At 60.2% G+C, this 21,233-nt stretch carries 22 protein-coding genes, 1 tRNA gene and 1 pseudogene; 18 read left to right on the top strand and 6 right to left on the bottom strand.

Annotation, left to right across the window (positions count from 1 at the left end):
- Positions 1-56: 56 nt before the first annotated feature.
- Positions 57-377: an FmdB family zinc ribbon protein gene (locus VFV96_12770; GenBank protein HEU5071272.1), complete on the top strand. Its 321-nt coding sequence runs from the start codon at positions 57-59 to the stop codon at positions 375-377.
- 27 nt (positions 378-404) lie between these two features.
- Entirely contained in the window at positions 405-1,745 is a 1,341-nt protein-coding gene (locus VFV96_12775) for a hypothetical protein (protein ID HEU5071273.1), read from the top strand.
- 12 nt (positions 1,746-1,757) lie between these two features.
- On the opposite strand, the gene VFV96_12780 is transcribed toward VFV96_12775, so the two are convergent.
- On the bottom strand, positions 1,758-2,780 hold the full coding sequence (locus VFV96_12780; protein HEU5071274.1) for a MoxR family ATPase: 1,023 nt from the start codon (positions 2,778-2,780) through the stop codon (positions 1,758-1,760).
- Between the two features lie 356 nt (positions 2,781-3,136).
- Here VFV96_12780 and VFV96_12785 point away from each other — a divergent pair.
- The 3 genes from VFV96_12785 (at position 3,137) to VFV96_12795 (ending at position 6,450) form a co-directional block, all read left to right on the top strand.
- Positions 3,137-3,213, top strand: a tRNA-Arg gene (locus VFV96_12785).
- Between the two features lie 568 nt (positions 3,214-3,781).
- A complete protein-coding gene (locus VFV96_12790; GenBank protein HEU5071275.1) occupies positions 3,782-5,218 on the top strand; it encodes a hypothetical protein in 1,437 nt (478 codons plus the stop codon).
- 104 nt (positions 5,219-5,322) lie between these two features.
- Entirely contained in the window at positions 5,323-6,450 is a 1,128-nt protein-coding gene (locus VFV96_12795; protein HEU5071276.1) for a hemerythrin domain-containing protein, read from the top strand.
- A gap of 261 nt (positions 6,451-6,711) precedes the next feature.
- Here VFV96_12795 and VFV96_12800 read toward each other — a convergent pair whose 3' ends face one another.
- Both VFV96_12800 and VFV96_12805 read right to left on the bottom strand, forming a co-directional pair.
- A complete protein-coding gene (locus VFV96_12800) occupies positions 6,712-6,852 on the bottom strand; it encodes a DUF3088 family protein (GenBank protein ID HEU5071277.1) in 141 nt (46 codons plus the stop codon).
- Between the two features lie 30 nt (positions 6,853-6,882).
- Positions 6,883-7,314, bottom strand: coding sequence for an Rrf2 family transcriptional regulator (locus VFV96_12805; GenBank protein HEU5071278.1), 432 nt, complete (start codon positions 7,312-7,314; stop codon positions 6,883-6,885).
- Between the two features lie 104 nt (positions 7,315-7,418).
- Here VFV96_12805 and VFV96_12810 point away from each other — a divergent pair, with 104 nt between their 5' ends.
- The 8 genes from VFV96_12810 to VFV96_12845 all read left to right on the top strand — a co-directional run bounded on the left by VFV96_12810 (position 7,419) and on the right by VFV96_12845 (position 15,116).
- On the top strand, positions 7,419-8,495 hold the full coding sequence (locus VFV96_12810; protein ID HEU5071279.1) for a thiamine pyrophosphate-dependent enzyme: 1,077 nt from the start codon (positions 7,419-7,421) through the stop codon (positions 8,493-8,495).
- 12 nt (positions 8,496-8,507) lie between these two features.
- Positions 8,508-9,482, top strand: coding sequence for an alpha-ketoacid dehydrogenase subunit beta (locus VFV96_12815; GenBank protein ID HEU5071280.1), 975 nt, complete (start codon positions 8,508-8,510; stop codon positions 9,480-9,482).
- A gap of 7 nt (positions 9,483-9,489) precedes the next feature.
- Complete coding sequence (locus VFV96_12820; protein ID HEU5071281.1) at positions 9,490-10,728, top strand: dihydrolipoamide acetyltransferase family protein; 1,239 nt, start codon at positions 9,490-9,492, stop codon at positions 10,726-10,728.
- Between the two features lie 10 nt (positions 10,729-10,738).
- The gene (gene lpdA, locus VFV96_12825; protein ID HEU5071282.1) at positions 10,739-12,115 is read left to right on the top strand and encodes a dihydrolipoyl dehydrogenase; all 1,377 of its coding nucleotides are present in this window, start codon (positions 10,739-10,741) and stop codon (positions 12,113-12,115) included.
- Between the two features lie 18 nt (positions 12,116-12,133).
- Positions 12,134-12,367, top strand: coding sequence for a hypothetical protein (locus tag VFV96_12830; protein ID HEU5071283.1), 234 nt, complete (start codon positions 12,134-12,136; stop codon positions 12,365-12,367).
- Between the two features lie 27 nt (positions 12,368-12,394).
- Positions 12,395-12,745 (top strand): ferredoxin, encoded by a 351-nt coding sequence (locus VFV96_12835; GenBank protein ID HEU5071284.1) that lies wholly within the window; start codon positions 12,395-12,397, stop codon positions 12,743-12,745.
- 92 nt (positions 12,746-12,837) lie between these two features.
- The gene (locus tag VFV96_12840) at positions 12,838-13,776 is read left to right on the top strand and encodes a multicopper oxidase domain-containing protein (GenBank protein ID HEU5071285.1); all 939 of its coding nucleotides are present in this window, start codon (positions 12,838-12,840) and stop codon (positions 13,774-13,776) included.
- Positions 13,777-13,832: 56 nt separating this feature from the next.
- Entirely contained in the window at positions 13,833-15,116 is a 1,284-nt protein-coding gene (locus VFV96_12845; GenBank protein HEU5071286.1) for an NAD(P)/FAD-dependent oxidoreductase, read from the top strand.
- Positions 15,117-15,197: 81 nt separating this feature from the next.
- Here VFV96_12845 and VFV96_12850 read toward each other — a convergent pair.
- A pseudogene (locus VFV96_12850) lies at positions 15,198-15,548 on the bottom strand (2-oxo acid dehydrogenase subunit E2).
- A gap of 258 nt (positions 15,549-15,806) precedes the next feature.
- On the opposite strand from VFV96_12850, the gene VFV96_12855 reads away from it, so the two are divergent.
- The 4 genes from VFV96_12855 to VFV96_12870 all read left to right on the top strand — a co-directional run bounded on the left by VFV96_12855 (position 15,807) and on the right by VFV96_12870 (position 19,543).
- On the top strand, positions 15,807-16,253 hold the full coding sequence (locus VFV96_12855) for a hemerythrin domain-containing protein (GenBank protein HEU5071287.1): 447 nt from the start codon (positions 15,807-15,809) through the stop codon (positions 16,251-16,253).
- A 52-nt stretch (positions 16,254-16,305) separates the two neighbouring features.
- On the top strand, positions 16,306-17,007 hold the full coding sequence (ric, locus tag VFV96_12860; GenBank protein ID HEU5071288.1) for an iron-sulfur cluster repair di-iron protein: 702 nt from the start codon (positions 16,306-16,308) through the stop codon (positions 17,005-17,007).
- Between the two features lie 840 nt (positions 17,008-17,847).
- Entirely contained in the window at positions 17,848-18,582 is a 735-nt protein-coding gene (locus VFV96_12865; GenBank protein ID HEU5071289.1) for a SprT family zinc-dependent metalloprotease, read from the top strand.
- A gap of 73 nt (positions 18,583-18,655) precedes the next feature.
- Positions 18,656-19,543, top strand: coding sequence for a dihydropteroate synthase (locus tag VFV96_12870; protein HEU5071290.1), 888 nt, complete (start codon positions 18,656-18,658; stop codon positions 19,541-19,543).
- A 14-nt stretch (positions 19,544-19,557) separates the two neighbouring features.
- On the opposite strand, the gene VFV96_12875 is transcribed toward VFV96_12870, so the two are convergent.
- Together VFV96_12875 and VFV96_12880 are read right to left on the bottom strand one after the other, a co-directional pair.
- Positions 19,558-19,986 (bottom strand): DUF420 domain-containing protein, encoded by a 429-nt coding sequence (locus VFV96_12875; protein ID HEU5071291.1) that lies wholly within the window; start codon positions 19,984-19,986, stop codon positions 19,558-19,560.
- Positions 19,983-20,642, bottom strand: coding sequence for an SCO family protein (locus VFV96_12880; GenBank protein HEU5071292.1), 660 nt, complete (start codon positions 20,640-20,642; stop codon positions 19,983-19,985). The genes VFV96_12875 and VFV96_12880 overlap by 4 nt, the downstream gene beginning before the upstream one ends.
- A 160-nt stretch (positions 20,643-20,802) precedes the next feature.
- Between VFV96_12880 and VFV96_12885 the strand changes: the two genes are divergently transcribed.
- The gene (locus tag VFV96_12885; GenBank protein ID HEU5071293.1) at positions 20,803-21,195 is read left to right on the top strand and encodes an STAS/SEC14 domain-containing protein; all 393 of its coding nucleotides are present in this window, start codon (positions 20,803-20,805) and stop codon (positions 21,193-21,195) included.
- Positions 21,196-21,233: the final 38 nt, after the last annotated feature.

Below are 21,233 nucleotides of genomic sequence, written 5' to 3' on the forward strand. Positions count from 1 at the left end.
TCGTTCGCCCGCTTGACTGCCCGCGCCGCCGCGTTATTACATATTCCCATCTGACTATGCCAACTTACGCTTACGTTTGCGCCAAGTGCGGCCACGAATTCGATAAATTTCAGTCCATGAAGGATCCCGCGCTGACCATTTGTCCGCAGGACGCCTGCGGCCAGAAGCGCTGGGGCAAGGGCAAGGTCAACCGCCAGCTCGGCACGGGCGCGGGACTGCTGTTCAAGGGTTCGGGCTTTTATATCACCGACTACCGCAGCCCGAACTACCAGCAGGCGGCGAAGAAGGAATCCGCCAGCACCACTCCGGCGCCGGCGGAAAAGAAAACCACCGGTGGTGAAGCCAAGCCGGCCAAATCGGGGGCCAAGCAAGCCTAGCCGCCCGCCGGGCGTTGTTCGCTCACCATGAAAATCGCCGCCGCCTTCGCCCTCACGCTGATTGCGGCGGCGCCCGGTTTGGCGCAGTTGCTGCCCACCGCGACCACTGCGGCGTGCAGTGCCACCGGGCAGTTTACCGTGACGGCGCCCCGCGTTGCCAGCTGGCTCCGTGCGACGGGTCCCGTGGGCACCAACACGGACTGGGTCCGGCTGGAGCCGACTTACGTGGCGATCTCCGCCGAACGAATCAAACAGGCCGTCTGGCGTGACCTTGGCATCAGCGGCGGCTGGCAGCAGCGGGTTGCCATCGCCCTGCAACCGGCGCGGAGCGCGGACGAACGGGTCACCATTGTTTCGGATCGCTCGCCGGGCGGCTGGAGTTATCGCGTGCTGATGCCGGACCAGTTGACACGTGAGCGTTACCTGCGCGCCATGGTGCAGGTGGTTTTGCTGGAGGTGGCCAATCGCACGGCGCAGGAGCGTTCCGCGGAAATTCCATCCTGGCTGGCCGAGGGCCTGCTTTTCGAACTGCTCTCCAATGAAGGCGCGGAACTGGTGTTGAATCCGCCGCACCGCTCGGCCAACGGCGTCTTTTTCCACACCGTGACCACCGATGCGCGCCAGCTCAGCCCGCTCGAGAAGGCCCACAAAATTCTGCTGGGTTCCACGCCGCTCACGTTTGAGGAATTGAGCTGGCCGGCGCCCGGACAATTGGACGGCCCGGGCGGTCCGGCCTACCGCGCCAGCGCCCAGTTGTTCGTCAGCGAACTCCTGGCCTTGCCCGACGGCCCGGCCTGCCTGCGCGATTTTTTGGCGACGTTGCCCAATTATCTCAACTGGCAGATGGCGTTCTTGCGCGCCTTCAAGCCGCACTTCAGCCGGCCGCTGGACATTGAGAAATGGTGGGCGCTCCAAGGCGCGGAGTTTGCCGGGCGCGACCTGACCCAGACCTGGCCTTACGAAGAAAGCTGGCGCAAGCTTGCGTCCGCCGTGCGGCAGCGGGTGGATGTGTTTGCCGCAACCAACCAGCTGCCCAAGCAGTCCGAGGTGAAATTGCAGGCCGTCATCCAGGAATGGGAACCCGCCCGGCGGGATCAGGTATTGCGGGACAAACTCATGGAGTTGATTTCCCTGCGCCTGCGGCTGGCGCCGGAACTGGCGCCGCTGGCCACGCAATACGCGGAGACGCTCGACGCGTGGTTCAAACTCCGCGAAGCGCCCGCACCTTCCGGCAAAATGCCGCGAGCGACGGATCTGGCCCTGCGTCGCAATGGCCGCGCACTGGCGCAACGGCTGGACGTGTTGGATGCGCTGCTCGAAAAGGCGCGGCCGCAGTCCCTCGCCGGCAACGCACCGGCTCCGCGCTGAATCATCCAATGCTCACGTCGGGCGCGTGGCGGCGGCATCGGTTTGGGCGAGAATCTCCGCCACAATGTCCTGCGGCCGGCGAGCAGGCGTATCCTTGTCCTCCCGCCCGATCAGCCGGTGCGTGAGCACGGCGGGGGCAATCGCCCGCACGTGCGCCATGGTGGCGGTAGCGGAACCTTCAATCGCGGCGAGTGCCTGTGCCAGGCGAAACAATCCCAGCGACGCCCGCGGGCTGGCGCCCAAGCGCAGGGCCGGGTGTTTGCGGGTGGCATGCACCAGCGCGAGCAGATAATCGCACACCTCTGCGTCCACCTTCACCGCACGCACCGCCTGCTGGCAACGCATGATTTGGTCCGGTGTAGCCACGGGCTTGAGCGTTTCAATCGGATGCCCCAGTTGAAACCGCTCACACATTTCCCGTTCATCCTGCAAGGCGGGATAGCCCAGGCTCAGACGGACCAGGAACCGGTCCTTTTGCGCTTCGGGCAGCGGAAAAGTTCCCTCCTGTTCGATGGGATTCTGCGTTGCGATCACCATGAAGGGATGCTGCAAATGGTAGGTGACGCGCTCGGACGTGATCATGCCTTCGCCCATGGCCTCCAGCAGCGCCGCCTGTGTGCGGGGACTCGCCCGGTTGATTTCATCCACCAGCACGAACTGCGAAAACAGCGGCCCGAACACGAACTCGGTCCGGCCGGTTTGTGGGTCCACGCGCGCCTCGCCGAGCACATCCTGCGGTTGCAAATCGGGCGTGCACTGGATGCGCTTGAACGTGCAGCCGGCACTCTGGGCCAGCGCGCGGCCCAGCATCGTTTTGGCCACCCCGGGCACGTCCTCCACGAGCAAATGGCCCTCGGCTAAAAGAGTCGCCACCGCGAGGACGATGGGCTCGTGCTTGCCCACGATAACTCTTTCCATGTTGGCGACCAGTTGCTGGGCGAACGGAGCCACTTCGGCCGGCTTCAACGGCTCCACCTCGGTGATGGGCGGGATGGTGACTTTAGGTCGCTTGCTGCCCGCAGGTTCCACAAGCACCAGCCGTGTTGTCTTTCCGCAATGGGGACACACGGCTTCCTTGCCCGCCATCGAATCGGGCGTTTCCAGGGACTGCCCACAATGCTGACAAAGATATTTCGCCATGCTGCTTGCTCCGCCGGGCCGGGGCCGCCCGCAGCCCGCTGCGCCCATTAACTCCCGTTTGCGAAATAGTTCGAGCTATTTTTCACGGTTCCAGGCCGGAGTGGAGGGATATGCGTCCTTGCCCTGCCGGCCAAATGAAACTTGCCGTCGTGCAGAGACCGGGCAAAGTAATTCTGCCTGTCAGCGTGGGCCGGCCGGGCTTTGCCAGGCGGAAAGCCGGACCCATCAACCGATCAAGGTTTAAATTTTCTGCGCCCGTAGCTCAGTTGGATAGAGCATCTGCCTTCTAAGCAGGTGGTCCCGCGTTCGAATCGCGGCGGGCGCGCCACTTTTTGAAGCCCACGGAAACCCTGTCAATCAAGGCTTTCCTGGCCTCTGCGCCCCGACATCCGGCCCCCTTCTCAGGCCGGCCAAGGGCCGAAAACCGGCCGTCAGTCCACGCATCGGTCCACTGTCCTCGGGGGGTGAAAAAGCGCTCAAGCGAAAACTACCCATAATGGGATATTCCAAAAAGACCACCGAATTTCCACGAAAATCCAGTATCCAAGCGTCACTGACAAATATGGACGATGCTCTTTTAGAAGCGATTTTGGCTGAAGAATATCCCGGATGCCCAGCTTGGAACTCTCGCATTTATCCCAATGCCCAACGCAAAAGCCCGCCGCGCACTGGATAAGCTGTATTCATCGAAGCGGAAGACGCATGCATGCCGGCGGGACCCACCAGGTGAACGGGATAGCGTGGCCGGGAACCCGCGCCCGGAGCACCCGCTCGACCTGCAGACACAGCGGTGGTAGCCGGAACTATTCCGACACCGCAAACACCGTGCTTCGGTGAAACAAATGCCTGTTCATTCCAACAGCCCGCTGATACTGGTCCAAATTGTGCGCCCGATAATGTTCCTTCTTGTTTGTTTGTGCAGTCTTGCGGCGGGAGCCGCGCCGGTCAGCAGCCTCACACTGACCTCGTCCAGCCCCCACTTGGAAAGCGCTTTCAACTGGAACAAAGCAAAAGCGCTGAGCTGGGTGCGGACGGGTGTGAAAAGCGGCTACATTCCCTGCTACTGGGCCGGCTACAATTACCGCCAGGCTTTTTACGTGAGGGATATCGCCCACCAATGCGAGGGGGCGGCCTTATTGGGCCTCAATAATGAGAACTTCTCCATGTGGCAGGCGTTCGCCGGCACGGCCAACGAGTCGCGGCAGTGGTTTTGCCTGTGGGCGCTGGATTTCCACGGGAAAACCTACGCCGTGGATTATCGCAGCGATACCAACTTTGTTCGCGAGATTCCCGCACCACTGGAACTCGTGGACAAAGCCTACGCCTGCTATAAGTGGAGCGCCGATCCACGTTGGATCGGCGACCCGGTCCTGACGAACTTTTACCGGACCACCATGAATCAGTTTATCGCCAAACACGATGACAACGGCGACGGCATCGCAGAGGGGCATTCTATCGACATTTTCGACGGCGCCTGCGGCTCTTACTGCGAACAATCGGCCGGTGGCTATGGAGTGGGCGGCGACAACATCGCCACCACCTGGTCGGCCTACATCGCCTACGCGAACCTGCTGACGGCGACGGGCAGGCGTTCCGAAGCCGCTCTCTGCCTGGCGAAGGCCGATCGCGTGAAGCGCGAGTATGACCAGAACTGGTGGAATGCCGGCGCGGGAAATTACTACGCGGGCCGGACCATCGGCTTGACCGGCTGGATTACGAACTTTGACCAGTTTAGCAAGGAAACTTACGATTTCCAAGCGGTCAAGTGCATCGCCCAACCGGGAGACAGGGCTGATGCCATGCTGGAAAAAATAGACCATAATTACCGGGAGAACCGGAGGCATTATAATTTCGAATCCTTCACCTATTTACCTGAGGTTTTCTACAATTACGGCATGAACGACAAGGGCTGGTATTGGCTGAAGTGCATCATGGATTCTCACTATGACTATCCGGAGGTGTCGTTCACATCCGTCGAATTTATTGCCACGGGGATGATGGGCATCGAGCCGGACGCGCCGAACCACAAAATTGCCACGCTGGGCCGCCTAACCGACGAAGTGGGCTGGGTTCAACTCGATCACATCCCGGTCGGAGCCTACGACGTGCTGGTAAAGCACGAAAATTCCAACCGAACTACCACGGTCCGGAACAACACCGGGGACGCAACGCTGACCTGGGAGGCACGGTTTCCCGGCTCGTTCGAGATGCTCATTGTCGATGGTGTGCCGCGAACTGCCAGGCATAAAACTCTCAATGGCGTGAACGTTAGTTCCGTCGAAGTCCTGCTGCGCGGTGGTGAGCAAAAGACCGTCAAGGCCGAAGCGCAATAGATGCGGCTGTGGACAAATTGGCAACAGCGACCCGCGAGCGATGGCTCGTGGTTGGAAAAAGGCGCTCAGAAGAAAACACCTGTAACGGGTAAACGACCACGAGCGTGAATGCGGGAATTGCCGCCGACCGAACAAACAAAAAGCCATCAGCCGGCGAACAAGCACCGGGAATCTACCTGCAAGCTGAAGGAGAACGGGGGATCTACCACTACAAGGACTGCGAGGGGAGAATCACCTGCCATTACCATGGGTGTCCGTGGATCGCGGGGAAGCGAATCTGGCGATCGCTGGGATTTGCCTTCATGGCGCAGAGCAGCCTGAAGCTGGCACGCGAGGAATACAATCGCCGTCGCACCGAAGCCGGCGGTCAATCCAAACAACACGCCCTCTCAATGCGGGCTGGAGCCGAGAACAACAGTGAGACCAAAAAGGCCGCCGACCCTGGCGGGAAGTTGTCCGTGGCCGAAATCCTCACCCGTTGTCGTGATGCCGGCTTCCCGGACAAATACCTGACCACGGGCGCCGTCATTGATTTCGGCCCGAGCTCATGCCACGTTGCCGCCATGCAACTGCTCGAGGAATTGCGCGCCGAGCATGATCTGATTGACCAGATGCTGGATTCATTTCGGACCGCAGTGAGTCAATTCGTCGGCGCCCAAAGCGGCCCGCAGGACTTGGTTCGGTTCGTTCGCTTTTTTCGCGTGTATGCCGACCAATTCCACCATTCCCGGGAAGAGCAAGTGCTGTTTGCGACCCTGGCAAATCAACTCCATCTTCCCGGCGATCACGGCCCGATTGCCGTCCTGACCGATGATCACCGTCAATTCAAAGCCTGGCTGGATCAGATCGAGCAGTTGGTCGCGAAGCAACCGTTGCCGCCGACGGATCAAATTCGACTCCGGACCACGACCGAACAATACATCGCGGCCATGCAGCACCATATTGACGCGGAAAACTCGGTCCTGTTTGTTGAAGGCGAGATCTGTCTGCAGGATGCCGGGATACCCGAACTTCCGTCCCGGAGCCTCACCGCCGACGAGCAGCAGGTTCGGCTCCTGGCGGAAGAACTTCTGCAACGCTACCCGCCCACGCCAAACGTGGAGGTCATTCGCGGCGATGGTTGCGTCATGTGTCCGGTCTATCAAAAGACCTGCGACGGCTACGAACGTGAATGGTCCAAGGCCTCCCGGTGGGGTCATGCGGAAGACGACGATCCGTTTTCCGACGGGTGACTCAATTTCCAAAAGCGTGGCGCCGCCAATGGCGAATCTCTCAACACCTAAGAAGCATCACATCACGGAGTAGCGGCCCTTCCCGGGTGCGGTCTCCCCCAATAAAGAACCAATGACCTGAGCCGCGCAGCATGAGCACGGAGTGATGGGGTGGCGTGCGGCTTTCCGAGCAAAATTGCGGGTGCAGCGCGCAACACGCAACACGAGCACGGGACAACTCCGATTTTCCCCACCGAGCCTATCAATCAGCTCCGTGCGTGATTACGGGAAGTCGAGCCAGCGCGCTGCCAATTGCTGCTTGAGCGCCGGATAAAATTCCGGCAGTCCGGCCATCTGTGCACAGCCGGGACAGAAATACGGCCCTTTGCCCGTGTCCATGAAACGGGGTTTCAGCAGATCCAACCGGCCCAGTTGCAGGGTCGCATCAAGATTTCAGAGTTGAAGCACGGCGCGCATTTTCGACGGCTGTTTGATCAGGTCCGCCAGAGTATAGCGATCCAGCACCGCGAAGAAGGCCGACGCGGCCTCATCCAGCACGCCCCGCAATTGGCAGGCTGGGAAGATTCGGCACTGAGAACCGGGTTTGTCCGTGCAATCTATGACGGCCTCGCTTTCCTCGCCCAAGCGGACGATGTCGCCGACTCGAATCTTCTCGGGGGCGCGGCCGAGAGTGAATCCACCTCCCGCTCCGCGCTGCGTTTGCAGATAACCGCTGCACCCCAAGTCGTGGACCACCTTGACCAGATGATGACGTGAAATGCCGAACGTCTCAGCCACCTGGTCGACGGTGACTCGCTGGGGCCCGCGCAGGGCCGCCTGCATGAGCACACGGAACGCGTAATCGGAATAAGCGCTCAATCGCATCGAAACCAAGATGCAGCGGAGATTGCAAGGACACAAGCTAAAAATGTATTTGAAATACAGCTTTAACTCGCCTACGTTTGGAGGGCGTTCTTTGGTGCACTGTTATGGAAACAACTTTGGAGATCATTCCATCCGCCGCTGCGGAAATAAATCATACCTTGGAGGTGCAGGAGAAGATTCAGTTTCTGCGCCAGATGCTCCGTATTCGGCGGTTTGAGCAGGCGGCGCTCAAACAATACCAGACCAGCGGCCAGATCGGCGGCTTTTTGCATCTTTGCATCGGCCAGGAATCCGTCGCCGTCGGCACGATGTCGCTGTGCGGCGACGACGACCATATCATCACCGGCTACCGCAACCACGGTCACGCCCTGGCGGCCGGCATGAGCATGAATGAATGCATGGCGGAGTTGTTCGGCAAGGCCACGGGTTGTTCCAAAGGGAAGGGGGGTTCGATGCACTTCTTCGCTCCGGACAAGAATTTCTGGGGCGGACACGGCATTGTCGCCGGGCAGACCCCGCTCGGCCTCGGATTGGCCTTCGCGCTGAAATACAAAGGCATCAAGGGCTGCTGCCTTTGCTACCTCGGTGACGGCGCGGTCAATCAGGGCGTTTATCAAGCCTCGCTCAATCTCGCCTCGCTGTGGAGTCTGCCGGTGGTTTACATCATCGAAAACAACCAATATTCGATGGGCACGAGTCAGGAACGTTCCTCCGCCTGCCGGGATTGCCTGGCGGCACGGGCCGAGGCTTACGACATCGAGTGGGATCGGTTTAACGGCGAGGACATTTACGAAGTGCGTGCCAAAACATTGCCCGCGATTCTGCGCGCGCGAGAGGAATCGCGGCCCACGGTTCTGGAAATCGCCACCTACCGTTACTATGGTCACTCGGTTTCCGACGCCAACGCCAAGAAATACCGCAGTCCGGAGGAAATTGAAAAATATCGCAAGCTGCACGACCCGATTCAGCTTTGGCAAAAGCGATTGTTGGACGAAGGCGTTTTGACCGAAGAACAGGCAGCCGAGTTGGATGCGGTGGCCATGGCCGAGGCCGCCGAGTCGGTGCGCTTTGCCCAGGAGAGTCCGTTGCCGGAGAAACCCGACATTTTCGCGGACGTTTACTGCGAAGTGGATCGGCAGACGGCCGCCGGCCGGACCGGAAAATTTTTCTTCAATGATTGACCGCGAATTTCCATGCCTGTCATCACTTATCGCAAAGCCTTGAACGACGCGCTGGCGGAGGAACTCGCGCGGGACGAAAACGTTTTCATCATCGGCGAGGAGGTCGCGCACTACAACGGCGCTTACAAGGTGACCGAAGGCTTGTGGCAACGGTTTGGCGACAAACGCGTGCTGGACACACCAATCACCGAAGCGGCGTTCATCGGCCTGAGTGCCGGCGCTTCGATGCTGGGGCTGCGCCCGGTCGTTGAATTGATGTTTTGGAGTTTTGCCTATGTGGCTTACGACCAGATCGTCAACAACGCCGGCTGCATCCGCTACATGTCCGGCGGCCAGATCAATCTGCCACTGGTCATTCGCGGCCCGGCCAACGGCGGCACCAACGTCGGCGCCACGCACTCGCACACGCCAGAAAGCATCCTGGCGAACAACCCCGGCGTGAAGGTCGTTTGCCCCGCCACGGCCTACGACGCAAAAGGGCTGATGAAAACCGCCATCCGCGACAACGATCCCGTCTTTGTAATGGAGAACACCCTGCTCTACGGCGAGACGTGGGAAGTGCCGGATGAGGAATACTTGATTCCGCTCGGCGTCGCCGACGTGAAACGCGAAGGCGCGGATGTCTCGCTCATCGCGCATGGACGCGCGGTCATCACGAGTTTGCAGGCGGCGGAAATTCTGGCGCACGAACACAACATCCACGCCGAGGTCGTGGATTTGCGCTCCATCCGCCCGCTGGATGAAGAAACTCTCCTGCGCTCCGTGCGCAAAACCCATCGTGCCGTGCTGGTGGACGAGAACAAACCCTTTTGTGCCGTGAGCGCCCAAATCGCCGCGACCATACAGGAAAAAGCGTTCGACGATCTGGACGCGCCGGTCCTGCGCGTTTGCACGCTGGACGCGCCGGCCATTTACAGTCCGCCGCTCGAAAAACTTCAACTGCCCACGCCCGAGCGCGTCGTGGAAAAAGTTTTAAGCATTGCCTGATGCCGTTATGCCCTACATTGAAATGCCCAAACTGAGCGACACGATGACCGAAGGCACCGTGGTCAAGTGGCGCAAGGCCGTCGGCGAGCCGGTTGACGTTGGCGACGTCATTGCCGAAATCGAAACTGACAAGGCGGTGATGGAACTGGAAGCTTTTGATGGCGGAACGCTCCAGGAAATCTATGTCAGTGAAGGTGGCAAGGCACGGATCGGCGAAAAACTGGCGTTGCTGCTGGCGGCGGGGGAAGACGCGCCGCAAAAGGACGGCCAGGCTGCCAAAACGCAACAAGTCAATCCGCTGGCCGGGAGTCCGAGCCGGACATCTCCGGCTCCAGCCAAAGCGGAGAAAGCCGCCGCACCCGTTTCGCGCGGCCGCGTGAAAGCCTCGCCATTGGCGAAGAAAATTGCGGGCGCAAAACGCGTGGACCTGGCTTTGATTCAAGGTTCCGGCCCAGGAGGACGCATCGTTGCCCGCGACGTCGAGTCGGCTCCCGTTACACCGGCGGCGATCCCAACAGCGGCGGCCGCAATTCCCGTCTTGCCGCCCGGCCCCGGCGACCGGCGCATACCGCTTACCGGAATGCGCAAAATCATTGCCGAGCGGTTGCTCGCCAGCAAAACGCAAATTCCGCATTTCTACCTGAACATTGAAGTGGACGCGGGTGAACTCGTCCGGCTGCGAACACAGTTGAACGAGCACTTGGAAAAGTCCGGTCAGGGCAAACTGACGTTCAATGATTTCATTTTGAAAGCCGTGGTCGCTGCCGCCACGAAGGTTCCGCGTGTCAATGCATCCTTCGCTGGCGACGCTGTTATTGAATACACCGACATTCACCCTTCGGTGGCGGTGGCCGTTGAGGATGGTTTGGTGACGCCGGTCATTCGGCAAGCGCAGAAGAAGTCGCTGCGCGAAATCAGCGAAGCGGTGAAAGACCTGGCCACGCGCGCCCGCAGCAAGAAAATCAAGCCGGAGGAATATCAGGGTGGCACGCTCACCGTGTCGAATCTGGGCAGCCACGGTATTGATAGCTTTTCGGCGGTCATCAATCCGCCGCAGGCCGTCATCCTTTCGATTGGCGCCATCGTGAAAAAGCCGGTGCTCAACGCACAGGACCAGATCGTTCCGGGCCATCGCCTCGCCATCGGTTTGAGCGCAGATCATCGTGTGGTGGATGGCGCCACCGGCGCGCAGTATCTCGCGGAACTGCGCGGGCTGCTCGAGAATCCAGCCGCGTTGTTGCTTTAATTGAATGCTTATGAATTACGATCTGATTGTCATTGGCGGCGGTCCCGCCGGCTATGTCGGCGCCATTCGCGCCGCGCAAGTGGGCAAACGCGTCGCCTGTGTCGAAAAAGAGCGAGCCGGCGGCACCTGCCTCAACTGGGGCTGCATCCCCACCAAATCGCTGCTGCGCAACGCCGAACTGTTTCACCTGATGAAGCAGCGCGGTGGCGAGTTCGGTTTCAGCTTCGACAACCTCCGTCACGACTGGAGCAAAATCATCAAACGCTCGCGCGACGTCGCCGACAAAAACGCCGCCGGCATCGAGCATTTGTTCAAGAAAAACAAGGTGGACTATGTTCGCGGCGAAGCGTCGCTCACCGACGCCGGTGCGGTGACGGTAAAAAGCGCCGATGGGAAAACCCAGAAACTCGAAGCCGCGAAAATTCTGATCGCCACCGGCGTCGTGTCGCGGCCGCTGTCCGATTTTCCGTTCAACGGCAAAACGGTCATCAGCAGCCGCGAAGCGATGGTTTTGGCAAAGCAACCCAAAGACATCATTATCATCGGCGCCGGCGCGATCGGTGTTGAGTTCGCCTATTTCTTCAACGCCTTCGGCACGAAGGTCACGCTCGTAGAGATGCTGCCGGATCTTCTGCCGCTTGAAGACGCCGAAGTTTCGCAAGCGCTGGAAAAGACCTTCGTTAAACAGGGTATCAACGTTCTGGCAGCCACCAAAGTCGTCAAAGCCGAAGCCACCGGCCAGGGCGTGAGGATCACCGTCGAAGGGAAAAAATCTGAAACGCTGGAGGCTGAAGTCTGCTTGGTGGCCATCGGTGTGCAGCCGTTGCTGCCGGCCGGCCTGTCGCTCCAACTCACGCCGCGCGGTTTCATCCAGACAACGGATCGTTATCAAACGAGTGTTCCGGAAGTCTTCGCCGCCGGAGACATCATCGGGCCGCCCTTGCTCGCGCATGTCGCCAGTTATGAAGCGATTCAGGCCGTCGAGGGGATGTTCACCCATCACCTCCCGAAGCGAATCAGCTTTTTTCCCAGTTGCACCTATTGCCAGCCGCAAGTAGCGAGTGTCGGTTTGACCGAGCGCGCGGCACGGGAACAGGGATTGAAATACCGGGTTGGGAAATTCCCCTTCAGCGCCAGCGGCAAAGCCCGCGCCGTGGGCGAAGTGGATGGTTTTGTGAAACTACTTTTTGGCGAGCCTTATGGCGAACTGCTCGGCGCACACATCATCGGCGCGGAAGCGACGGAGATGATCGCCGAACTGGGCCTGGCGCTCACGCTCGAAGCGACCCATGAGGAAATTGTGGCCAGCATTCATGCCCATCCGACCTTGAGCGAAGCCGTCCACGAAGCCACCGGTCAGGCTTATGGGGCCGCGATCCACCTTTAGCCGATGTGAGAATTTGGCATGAAGGAAGAAATGAAACCCGTTCAGGAATCGAAGCCAGCGTCAACGTTCGACGACGGCGTCGCGTGCGATGTTTGCGGAAGGTTCGGCGCTTATCGCTTTGGCGAGCGCTTGCTTTGCCAGGAATGTTACACGGGCAGCGGTTCTTGCTGCCCGGAGTTCGGCAAAGATGATTTGTGGACATTCCTGGAAGAAGGTCCGAAGGCATCGAGCCGATCCCTCGAGTCCCAATGAAACACATAAAGAGAAAGGCAAAACATCATGGCCGACAAGAATAGCCGATTGCCACAGAATGTTCCTGGCGCCTGGTATGTGGACTCCACCTGCATTGATTGCGATCTATGCCGGGAAACCGCATCCAGCGTTTTTCGGCGCGACGAAGATAATGGCAACAGCATCGTGTTCCACCAACCCGAGACCGTGGAGGAACTGCGCCAGGCAGAGGAAGCGATGGCCGGCTGCCCGGTCGAGGCAATCGGCAATGATGCCTCCTCGCCCTCTGCGCCAACCGAGACAGCAGATTCCGAATCACCCGGGCCGGCGGTCGTCGTTCCGTCGGTTTGCGCTCCTGATCAAGCCAGCGCTAAAAAACAGGTTGTGCCTGATCGTTGACATTTCCTGAACGAAGTGGATTTATGAAAATGAGATTTTTCCCAACCATCTTGGTTGGAGCCATTACTGCGACGCAATTGGCCTGCGCCGCCTTGCCTCATGTCGAAACTCAGCTCACCTACGCGCCGAATGTTCCTCCGCCGGTTACAAGGCAGAAACCGGCCATCGTGGAGGTTAATCTGGTCGCTGCGCACAAGGTGATGCCGCTGTCGTCTTCATCGGATTACACCTTTTGGACCTTCAACGACCATGTGCCGGGCCCGTTCATCCGCGTCCGCGCCGGTGATTGGCTGCAGGTGCGAATCTCCAACACCGATCCGAGCGGCATGCCGCACAACGTGGACTTTCACGCCGTGACGGGGCCGGGCGGCGGGGCGCAAGTGTTGACCGTCACACCGGGAACGACGAACGTGGGGTGGTTCCACCTTCTGCATCCGGGCCTGTTCGTCTATCATTGCGCGGTTCCGCCCATGATTGACCACATTGCCAACGGCATGTTTGGTCTCATTTTGGTGGATCCGACGAATGGATTGCCGCATGCCGATCGCGAGCTTTACGTCATGCAAAGTGAGTTTTATACGACAAACAATCCCAACGGCGGCCGGCTGCTCGGGTTCTCGCATGAGCGCGCCATGGAAGAACACCCGACTTATGTGGTGTTCAACGGCCAGTCCGGCTCCATGTTCTTCTCCGACGCGCCGTCCGCCAAAGCCGGCGATCGCATTCGCATCTACTTTGGCAACGCCGGCCCGAATCTCATCTCCTCCTTTCACGTCATCGGGACGCTGATGCAAAATGTCTATCGTGAAGGCAGCCTGACTGACCCTGCGGCGCACGATTTGCAAACGGTGACGGTGTCTCCCGGGTCGTCAGCCATCGTTGAGTTCACGCCGGTGGTGCCGGGAATTTACACGTTTTTGGATCACGACATGGCACACGCCGACAAGGGTGCGTCAGGACAAATAAACGTGAGTGGTGCGCCGCGGCTGGACATTTACCGCTCTGCGCAGGATGGCCCGCCAACACAGTAAACCGTTACCGATGGTCAGATTTGTGGTCGGACGGTTGCGTTCTGGAGACGTGAAAAATGCAGGACGAGGACAAAAGCGAGAAACGTGTGGTGGTGCTGGGCGCCGGCTTTGGAGGGCTGACGTTTTGTCAGGCCTTCAATTGTCCGCGTGCCCGGGTCACACTGGTGGACCGGCAAAACCACCACCTGTTTCAGCCCCTCCTGTATCAAGTCGCCACTGCCGGTTTGTCGGCGCCGGAGATTGCCCAACCCATCCGCTCAATCCTCTCTCGACGAAAGCATGCTGAGGTGCTCCTGGCCGAGGTCACAGGAATGGACCTGACCCGTCGCGAAGTGCGGCTTAACCACACTGTCATGACCTACGATTATCTGGTGCTGGCCCTTGGCGGCGTGACCAGCTACTTCGGCCATCCGGAGTGGGAGCAGCATGCGCCCGGGCTCAAATCACTGGACGATGCCTTGCGAATCCGGCGTCAAGTGCTGCTCGCGTTCGAACGGGCTGAAACCGCGCTCGACGCCGGTGAACAGGCACGCCTGATGACCATCGTGGTCGTGGGCGGTGGTGCCACCGGAGTTGAACTCGCCGGTGCGTTTGCCGAACTGGCTCGGCGTGTGTTGAAGCGGGACTTTCGCCGAATCGATCCGCGTCGCGCACGTGTGATCCTGCTGGAGGCAGGGCCGCGGCTGTTACCGCAATTCTCCGAGCAACTGGCCGCGAAGGCTGCACGCCGACTGACGGCGCTCGGAGTGGAAATTCACACTCACACTCGCGTCGAGAACATCGGGGAAGGGTTTCTTGTCCTGGCAAATGGCACTCGGATCGAAAGCGCGAACATGATTTGGGCCGCAGGGGTCGCAGCCAATCCGCTGGCGCGACTGCTGGGCGTCGAACTGGACCGCGCAGGAAGGGTGCGCGTCAGTCCGGACCTGAGTGTTCCTGGCCACCCGGAGGTTTTTGTTGTTGGTGACATGGCTGTGGTTCAGGGCCACGATGGGCGGACTGTGCCTGGAGTATCGCCAGCGGCAATCCAGATGGCACGCCATGTCGCACGCGTCATTGCCCGCGAGTGTCGGGCCGGTTCCGCGAATCTCTCCGGGCGGCCCGCGTTTCGGTATTGGAACAAGGGCACGATGGCCACGATTGGCCGGTCGGCCGCAGTCGCCCAAATTGGGCGTTTTGAATTCTCGGGGTGGCTGGCTTGGGCCGCATGGCTGCTTATACACCTGGTTTTCCTCATTGGTTTTCGCAATCGGGCGGCCGTCCTTTTGCAGTGGATTTACTCCTATTTCACCTACAAAAGAGGCGCTCGCATCATCACCGGTCTGGACAGCCTGCCCTAAATTCACGCCCCGGCGACCGCGGGAAGCGCCGGGCGGGGGGGCGCTGAAGACGCAGGCACGGGCTGAAGGGATGGGGCATTCTCAAACCTCCAAGAGCATCCGCAGTGGCTTCTCCACGCCCTCCTTGATGCGTCGCAGGAATATCACGGCTTCTTGGCCGGATAGCGCAATGGGGCGTTCTTATATGGCGTGCAACCCGGGGATGCCGCTCTAAGGCGGATTCACCAGCGGCGTCGAAAGCCATGATCCGAAGACTCCGCCGTTGGTTGTGGCGAACGTTCCGCCTTCAAGTTCATCGGGCTTGAGTTTGGTTCCCCGGTTGCCCTGGGCGAATGCGGAAACTGGTTGGTCGAACTCGGCAAAGCTCAACCGAACCGCCTCGCGCAACACTGGCACAACCAAACCGCGGTCGGTGCTGACGACCACACCGATGACTGTTGCGACCCAAGTCATACCCCTTTTCGCCAAGGGATGGCGCGAAATGCCAAAAGTGCTGGCAACCTCGTTTACGGCAACCCTTTAGGGGACTATGCAAGGCGGCTTGCACGAGCGGGCACCCTGAGTAATCGGAACAGGCGCTGCGTCGCATCGGGAAGCAAGCCGCATGAGCAGCAAGGGTGGATTCAAAGCTAAAGTTATATTTGAAATACAACTTTAGGTTCGTTATCCTTTTGTTCGACGAGCGCGCCTATGAACACTGCCAGCATCAACGAACACTACACTCACGATCATGACAGGCTGGATGAGCTCCTTCACCAGTTCTTAACGCTCAAGAACTCCGACCGTGCGCAGGCGGCCACCAATTTCCGGGAATTCAAAGCCGGGCTGGAACAACACATCGTATGGGAGGAGCAGATTCTGTTTCCTGCATTCGAGGGCAAGACTGGAATGGTCGCCGGGCCGACGGAAGTGATGCGTTGGGAACACCGGCAAATCCGGGGCTTTCTTGAATCCATCGCGGACAGGCTCGTGCGCGATGACTTTGACACGACTGACGAAGAAGCCGGCTTGCTGGCGGTGCTTGAACCGCACAACCACAAGGAGGAGAACATCCTCTATCCCATGATTGATCAGGTCACACGCGCTGAGGAGCGGGCGGAGATTTTCGCCCGCATGAGCGCGAGCGTAAGCCATTGAAAGCGCTCAACCGTCAAACCAAACACCTGAATGCCATCGCCGAAGAACTTTTGTGAAAACTATAACACCTGAAACCACTGTCGGAGAACTCGTCCGTGCTGTGCCAGCCCGTTCGCGCATCTTTGAAAACCTCGGCGTTGATTACTGCTGCGGTGGCAAGAAGCCATTGGCGGAAATCTGTCGCGCCAAAAACCTCGATCCTGCCACGGTGATTGCCATGCTGAACGCGCTCGACCGCGCGGCGGACGTGCCGAGCGCCAATCCCGACGCGATGGGTCTGGCCGAACTGTGTGATCACATCGAGCGTGCGCATCACGATTACCTGCGCGAAGAACTGCCGCGATTGGATTTCATGACGCGCAAAGTTGCCGCCGTTCATGGCGATCGTGAAGCACGACTGCTCGAGGTGCGGCGCGTGTTTGAATCGTTCAACGCGGCGATGACGGCGCATACGGACGAGGAAGAGGCGGTCGTATTTCCGAAGATTCGGCAGTTGGCGGCGGCGAATGGAAACCGGGCGGGCATCGTGACCGAACTCAAGGCCACCTTCGCAAAGCTGGAATCCGAGCATGACAGTGCCGGCGGAGCGCTCGAACGCTTCAAGGAATTGACGGACGGTTACACCCCGCCGGACTGGGCCTGCAATACGTTCCGCGCCCTCTACGACGGCCTTCGGCAGTTGGAGCGCAACATGCACCAGCATGTTCACAAGGAGAACAATGTCCTCTTTGTAAAGGCGCTGGCCACAGAGTAACCACGGCAAAGCTTCGGCCGCCGCCGAACATGCCCGCGCCCCGATCAATCCGAACATGACGCTCAGGCAGTTGTTGCCTGGGAGGCCGTGTTCGGAAGGTGTTGGAGGGCGCCGGAGCCAACCCCCCTTCGGGCTGGAGACCGGACACGCACGGAATTCCACGAGGCCGACTGAAGATTGGCAGCCTGCTTGAAAGGACGCGGGAGCGTTCGCTGGCGGACCCTGTCAAACTTGGAGCCCAGGAGCAGAGCACCATATACCGCAGCACCCGGGATCGGGAGGGGATCGCACAGTGGAGCCGCGTTCCGATGTGAGCAATCATTGACCTCGTGCGCCCCAAGCCGGAGGCGCGAACCGCGGATTTGATTCCTTTGGCGATGCCCTCCACGTCGGCGTCCATGACGACACGCGAACCGGCCCTACCGTTGGACCTGCCTGTTGCTCAATTGCTCAATGAGCTGAAGAATGAATGCCTTTCCGCGATGGGTGGGCCAGCCGCCAAGCCGGTTTTGGATTCGCCGGTCCATCGTTTCGGAGGATCAGTTGGGCGTTTCAGAATCGGTCTTCATAAGCCAACCGGAAGAACTTCGGACCTGCCAGCAGCGGTCATCACTCTCTTGGAGAAAGCCGGCGGAACGGCGCGGCAAACCAGTCAACGGATGGGGCAACCACCGGGGTTCACGGAGCAACGGCGGCAGCCATCAAATTGATTTCTCCGCGCGCCCGGACCATTCAATTCATTCTCGGCCCAGCCCATCAACCGCGCAGGTCCACAGGTTCTCGTCCAGGGGCGGCGTGGAACAGCTTGTCGAGCTCGGCCGGGCTGCATTTACTGCGCGTGTGCAATTCACATTTCCACGGCCCGCTGACACGAGCTCTCCCTCGGTGGAGCGACTGCGGGTGGCCGGTCGCGAAATTCCGCTGGCCCTGGTGGTCAATCTGCGGGCGCGACGTTACGTGCTGCGATTGCGTCCGGACGGTTCGGCGCGCGTGACCATCCCGCGCGGCGGCTCGCGGTTGGCCGGCCGGCGTTTTGCGGAAGGACATGAGCCGTGGCTGGCGCGGCAACTGGAGCGGCTGGCGAACCGCCCGGCGCATCCCGAGCCGTGGCGGTTGGGCACGGAGGTCTTCCTGCGCGGCGAGCGGAGAAAAATCGAGGCGGCTGTCGGGAGCGACGGCAGCGCAATTCAACTCGGCGACGAAGTGATTTCAGTGGGCGGCAGCACCGCCGATTGGCGGCCGGTCATCGAACGGCATCTCTGGCGGCTGGCGATTCGCGAATTGCCGCCGCGGGTTTTGGAACTGGCGGCGAGTCACCAATTGACCGTGTGCCGCATCACGGTGCGGAACCAGCGGACGCGCTGGGGCTCCTGTTCGCGGCGGGCGACGATTTCGTTGAACTGGCGCCTGGTTCAGACGCCGCCCTTCGTGCGCGACTACATCATTTTGCATGAGCTGTGTCACCTGCGGGAGATGAATCACTCGATGCGTTTCTGGCGCGAGGTCGGGCGGGTCTGTCCGGACTTTGCGGCGGCCGAGCGGTGGTTGAAGCAGCACGCCGCCCTGCTTCGTTGAGACACAGCTGGCGCTCGCCAACATCCGGGGGCGCGGCTTGCGATTTCGGATTTCCGCCTTACGATGCCCGTGCGTGCTTACTCTGGATCAACTGGCCGGACTTTTGGAACAACACCGTGCGGAGTCGGATGCCCGCGTGCGGGAATTTGCCGTTGGCGGACGAGTGTTTCACTTCAATGCGCAACCGGCCCTGATGGGAGTGATCAATTTGTCCGCCGATTCTTGGTATCGCGAAAGCGTTTGCCTGACGGCGGAAAGCGCGGTTCAGCGCGGGCTGACGCTGGCCGCCCAGGGCGCGGCCATCGTGGACGTCGGCGCGGAATCCACCTTGGCGCACGCTGTGCGGGTGGCGGAGGCGGAGCAAAACTCCAGGCTGCTGCCGGTGATTCGTGAGCTGCGTGCGGCCAAGGTGCTGGTTTCGGTCGAGACGTATCAGCTGGCGGTGACCCGCGCGTGTCTCGAAGCCGGGGCCAATGTCTTGAATCTGACGGGCACGGAGCGGAGCGATGAATTGTTCCGCCTGGTGGCCGATCACGATGCGGCGGTCATTCTCTGCCATGTGCAGGGGAAAAACGTTCGCGAAGTGGGCGATTTCGATTTCGGCGCCGATCCGGTGGCGATGCTGTATGAGCATTTTGCCCGGCAAATTGAAGGCGCCACGCGCAATGGCGTGGAGCGGATATTCATCGACCCGGGACTGGGTTTTTATTACCGCAACCTGCAGGACAGCGCGGTCCGCGTGCGGCATCAGATGAACATTTTTCTGAACACGTTCCGGTTGCGCACGCTGGGCTTTCCGGTGTGTCACGCGTTGCCGCACGCGTTCGAATATTTCGGGGAAGAAGTCCGTTGTGCCGAGCCGTTCATGGCGGTGCTGGCGGCGCTGGGCAAAACTGATTTGTTCCGGACGCACGAAGTGGCGCGGGTGAAAGCGGTGCTCGACACGCTGCGGGTGTTCTGACGAAGCCGCTCCGCTCACCGCGTCTGCGGAAAGATCTGGTAAAGCAGGAGGTAGATGATCACGCCGGTGACCGAGACATACATCCACATGGGCCACGTCCAGCGCGCCAGCTTGCGGTGCGTTTCAAACTTCCGGCGCGCGGCCAGCGTCACGGTGGCAATCACCAGCGGCACGATGACGCCGGCCAGCACGGTGTGGGTGAGCAGCAGCGTCAGGTAATACGGCCGGAACCACGCCGGGTTGCGGAAAACCGTGTGGCCGGCGTGGGCGTGGTAGTAGAGGTAACCGCAAAGAAACAGCGTCGAAGTCGTCAGCGCCGCGATCATGCAATTGCGATGGGCGCGCTGGTTCTGCTGTTTGATGAACACATAGCCTGCCGTGAGGAGCGCGGCGCTCAGCCCGTTCAAGGTGGCGTTGACGGCGGGCAAATCGGCGAGGGTCACGACTCGTTCTCCAGTTGCCTGAGCGCTGCCAGAATTTGCTGCTTCACGTCCGGCCAGTTGATCAGATCTCCCTGGGTCTGAAACGCACCCCGCAAGCGTCCCTGCTTGTCCACCACCACGAAGATGGTGCTGTGCACAAACAAATCCACGGGATCCTTGCGTTCTTCAGGCCGCTTTGCGACGGCAGTGAGCTTCAAGCCATCGATGGCCAGGTTGGCCACCGCCACCTTGTCGCCGGTAAGAAACGTCCAGCGGGCGGCATCGGCGCCGAATTTGGCGGCATATTTTTGCAGCACTGCCGGCGTGTCGTAGTCGGCATCGGTTGTGAGTGACACCAGCCGGGCGCCCGAGTCGGCGGGCAGCGCGGTTTGCAGTTCGTGCATCTTGCCGGTCATGATCGGGCACGGGCCCGCGCAACGGGTGAAAATGATGTCGGCCACCCAGGCGTGTCCCTTCAAGCCGGCGAGGGTCACCGGCTGGCCAAGCTGGTTGGTCAGGGCGAAATCCGGCACCTGACTGATGACCGGCAGGTTGACGGTTTGGTTGTTTCGTGTGGCCTTCAACTTGATGAGCACCAACGCGAGGGCGAGCAAGGACGCAACCAGCACGATGCCGACCCACACGGACCAACTGACCGCTTTTCCGGTGCGATTCATGACGGGGAACTTACGGGGTGAAGCGGTTTCCGCCAAGGGGAGAAACCGCCGCTGAACCGCTCTCCCAACGCCGGGCGGGGGGTGGGCATTTTACGGCGGCGCAAATCGGGCCTATATTCCGGCATGGCGGGCCGGGCAAATAACCCGCTGAAGAGCAGTTATGCCGATCAAATCAACACCACTGATTTCAGAGAAGGTCTTGCACGTTCGCGTGAGCGGGCGGTTGAGCGACGCCGACTATCGCCAGTTTGTTCCTGAAGTCGAGGCGTTGTTGGCAAGGCACGGAAGCCTGCGATTGTTGGTTGAGCTGGCCGACTTTCATGGCTGGGACGCGGGCGCACTGTGGGACGATTTCAAGGTGTATTTGAAACACGGCAACGAAATCGACCGGCTGGCCATCGTGGGCGAAAAGCGGTGGCAGGAATGGATGACCCGTCTGGCCCGGCCCTTCTTGAGCGCCGAAATTCGTTATTTCGACCACGGGCACGAGAGCGAAGCGCGCCGCTGGATTCTGGAGCAATGCGTTGTCGCTACCGCAGAAGACAAGCCTTGAGCGGGTTGCTGTTGTATGATGTGTGCCGCACCGCGGGC

The sequence above is a fragment of the Verrucomicrobiia bacterium genome, from assembly GCA_035765895.1.
Taxonomy (GTDB): Bacteria; Verrucomicrobiota; Verrucomicrobiia; order Limisphaerales; family DSYF01; genus DSYF01.

Bases quoted from the DNA above. Each gene is read 5' to 3' on its own strand.
- VFV96_12770 (HEU5071272.1), top strand. From the start codon at position 57: ATGCCAACTTACGCTTACGTTTGCGCCAAGTGCGGCCACGAATTCGAT.
- VFV96_12775 (HEU5071273.1), top strand. From the start codon at position 405: ATGAAAATCGCCGCCGCCTTCGCCCTCACGCTGATTGCGGCGGCGCCC.
- VFV96_12790 (HEU5071275.1), top strand. From the start codon at position 3,782: ATGTTCCTTCTTGTTTGTTTGTGCAGTCTTGCGGCGGGAGCCGCGCCG.
- VFV96_12805 (HEU5071278.1), bottom strand. From the start codon at position 7,314: ATGCGATTGAGCGCTTATTCCGATTACGCGTTCCGTGTGCTCATGCAG.
- VFV96_12810 (HEU5071279.1), top strand. From the start codon at position 7,419: ATGGAAACAACTTTGGAGATCATTCCATCCGCCGCTGCGGAAATAAAT.
- VFV96_12815 (HEU5071280.1), top strand. From the start codon at position 8,508: ATGCCTGTCATCACTTATCGCAAAGCCTTGAACGACGCGCTGGCGGAG.
- VFV96_12820 (HEU5071281.1), top strand. From the start codon at position 9,490: ATGCCCTACATTGAAATGCCCAAACTGAGCGACACGATGACCGAAGGC.
- lpdA (HEU5071282.1), top strand. From the start codon at position 10,739: ATGAATTACGATCTGATTGTCATTGGCGGCGGTCCCGCCGGCTATGTC.
- VFV96_12830 (HEU5071283.1), top strand. From the start codon at position 12,134: ATGAAGGAAGAAATGAAACCCGTTCAGGAATCGAAGCCAGCGTCAACG.
- VFV96_12835 (HEU5071284.1), top strand. From the start codon at position 12,395: ATGGCCGACAAGAATAGCCGATTGCCACAGAATGTTCCTGGCGCCTGG.
- VFV96_12845 (HEU5071286.1), top strand. From the start codon at position 13,833: ATGCAGGACGAGGACAAAAGCGAGAAACGTGTGGTGGTGCTGGGCGCC.
- VFV96_12855 (HEU5071287.1), top strand. From the start codon at position 15,807: ATGAACACTGCCAGCATCAACGAACACTACACTCACGATCATGACAGG.
- VFV96_12880 (HEU5071292.1), bottom strand. From the start codon at position 20,642: ATGAATCGCACCGGAAAAGCGGTCAGTTGGTCCGTGTGGGTCGGCATC.
- VFV96_12885 (HEU5071293.1), top strand. From the start codon at position 20,803: ATGCCGATCAAATCAACACCACTGATTTCAGAGAAGGTCTTGCACGTT.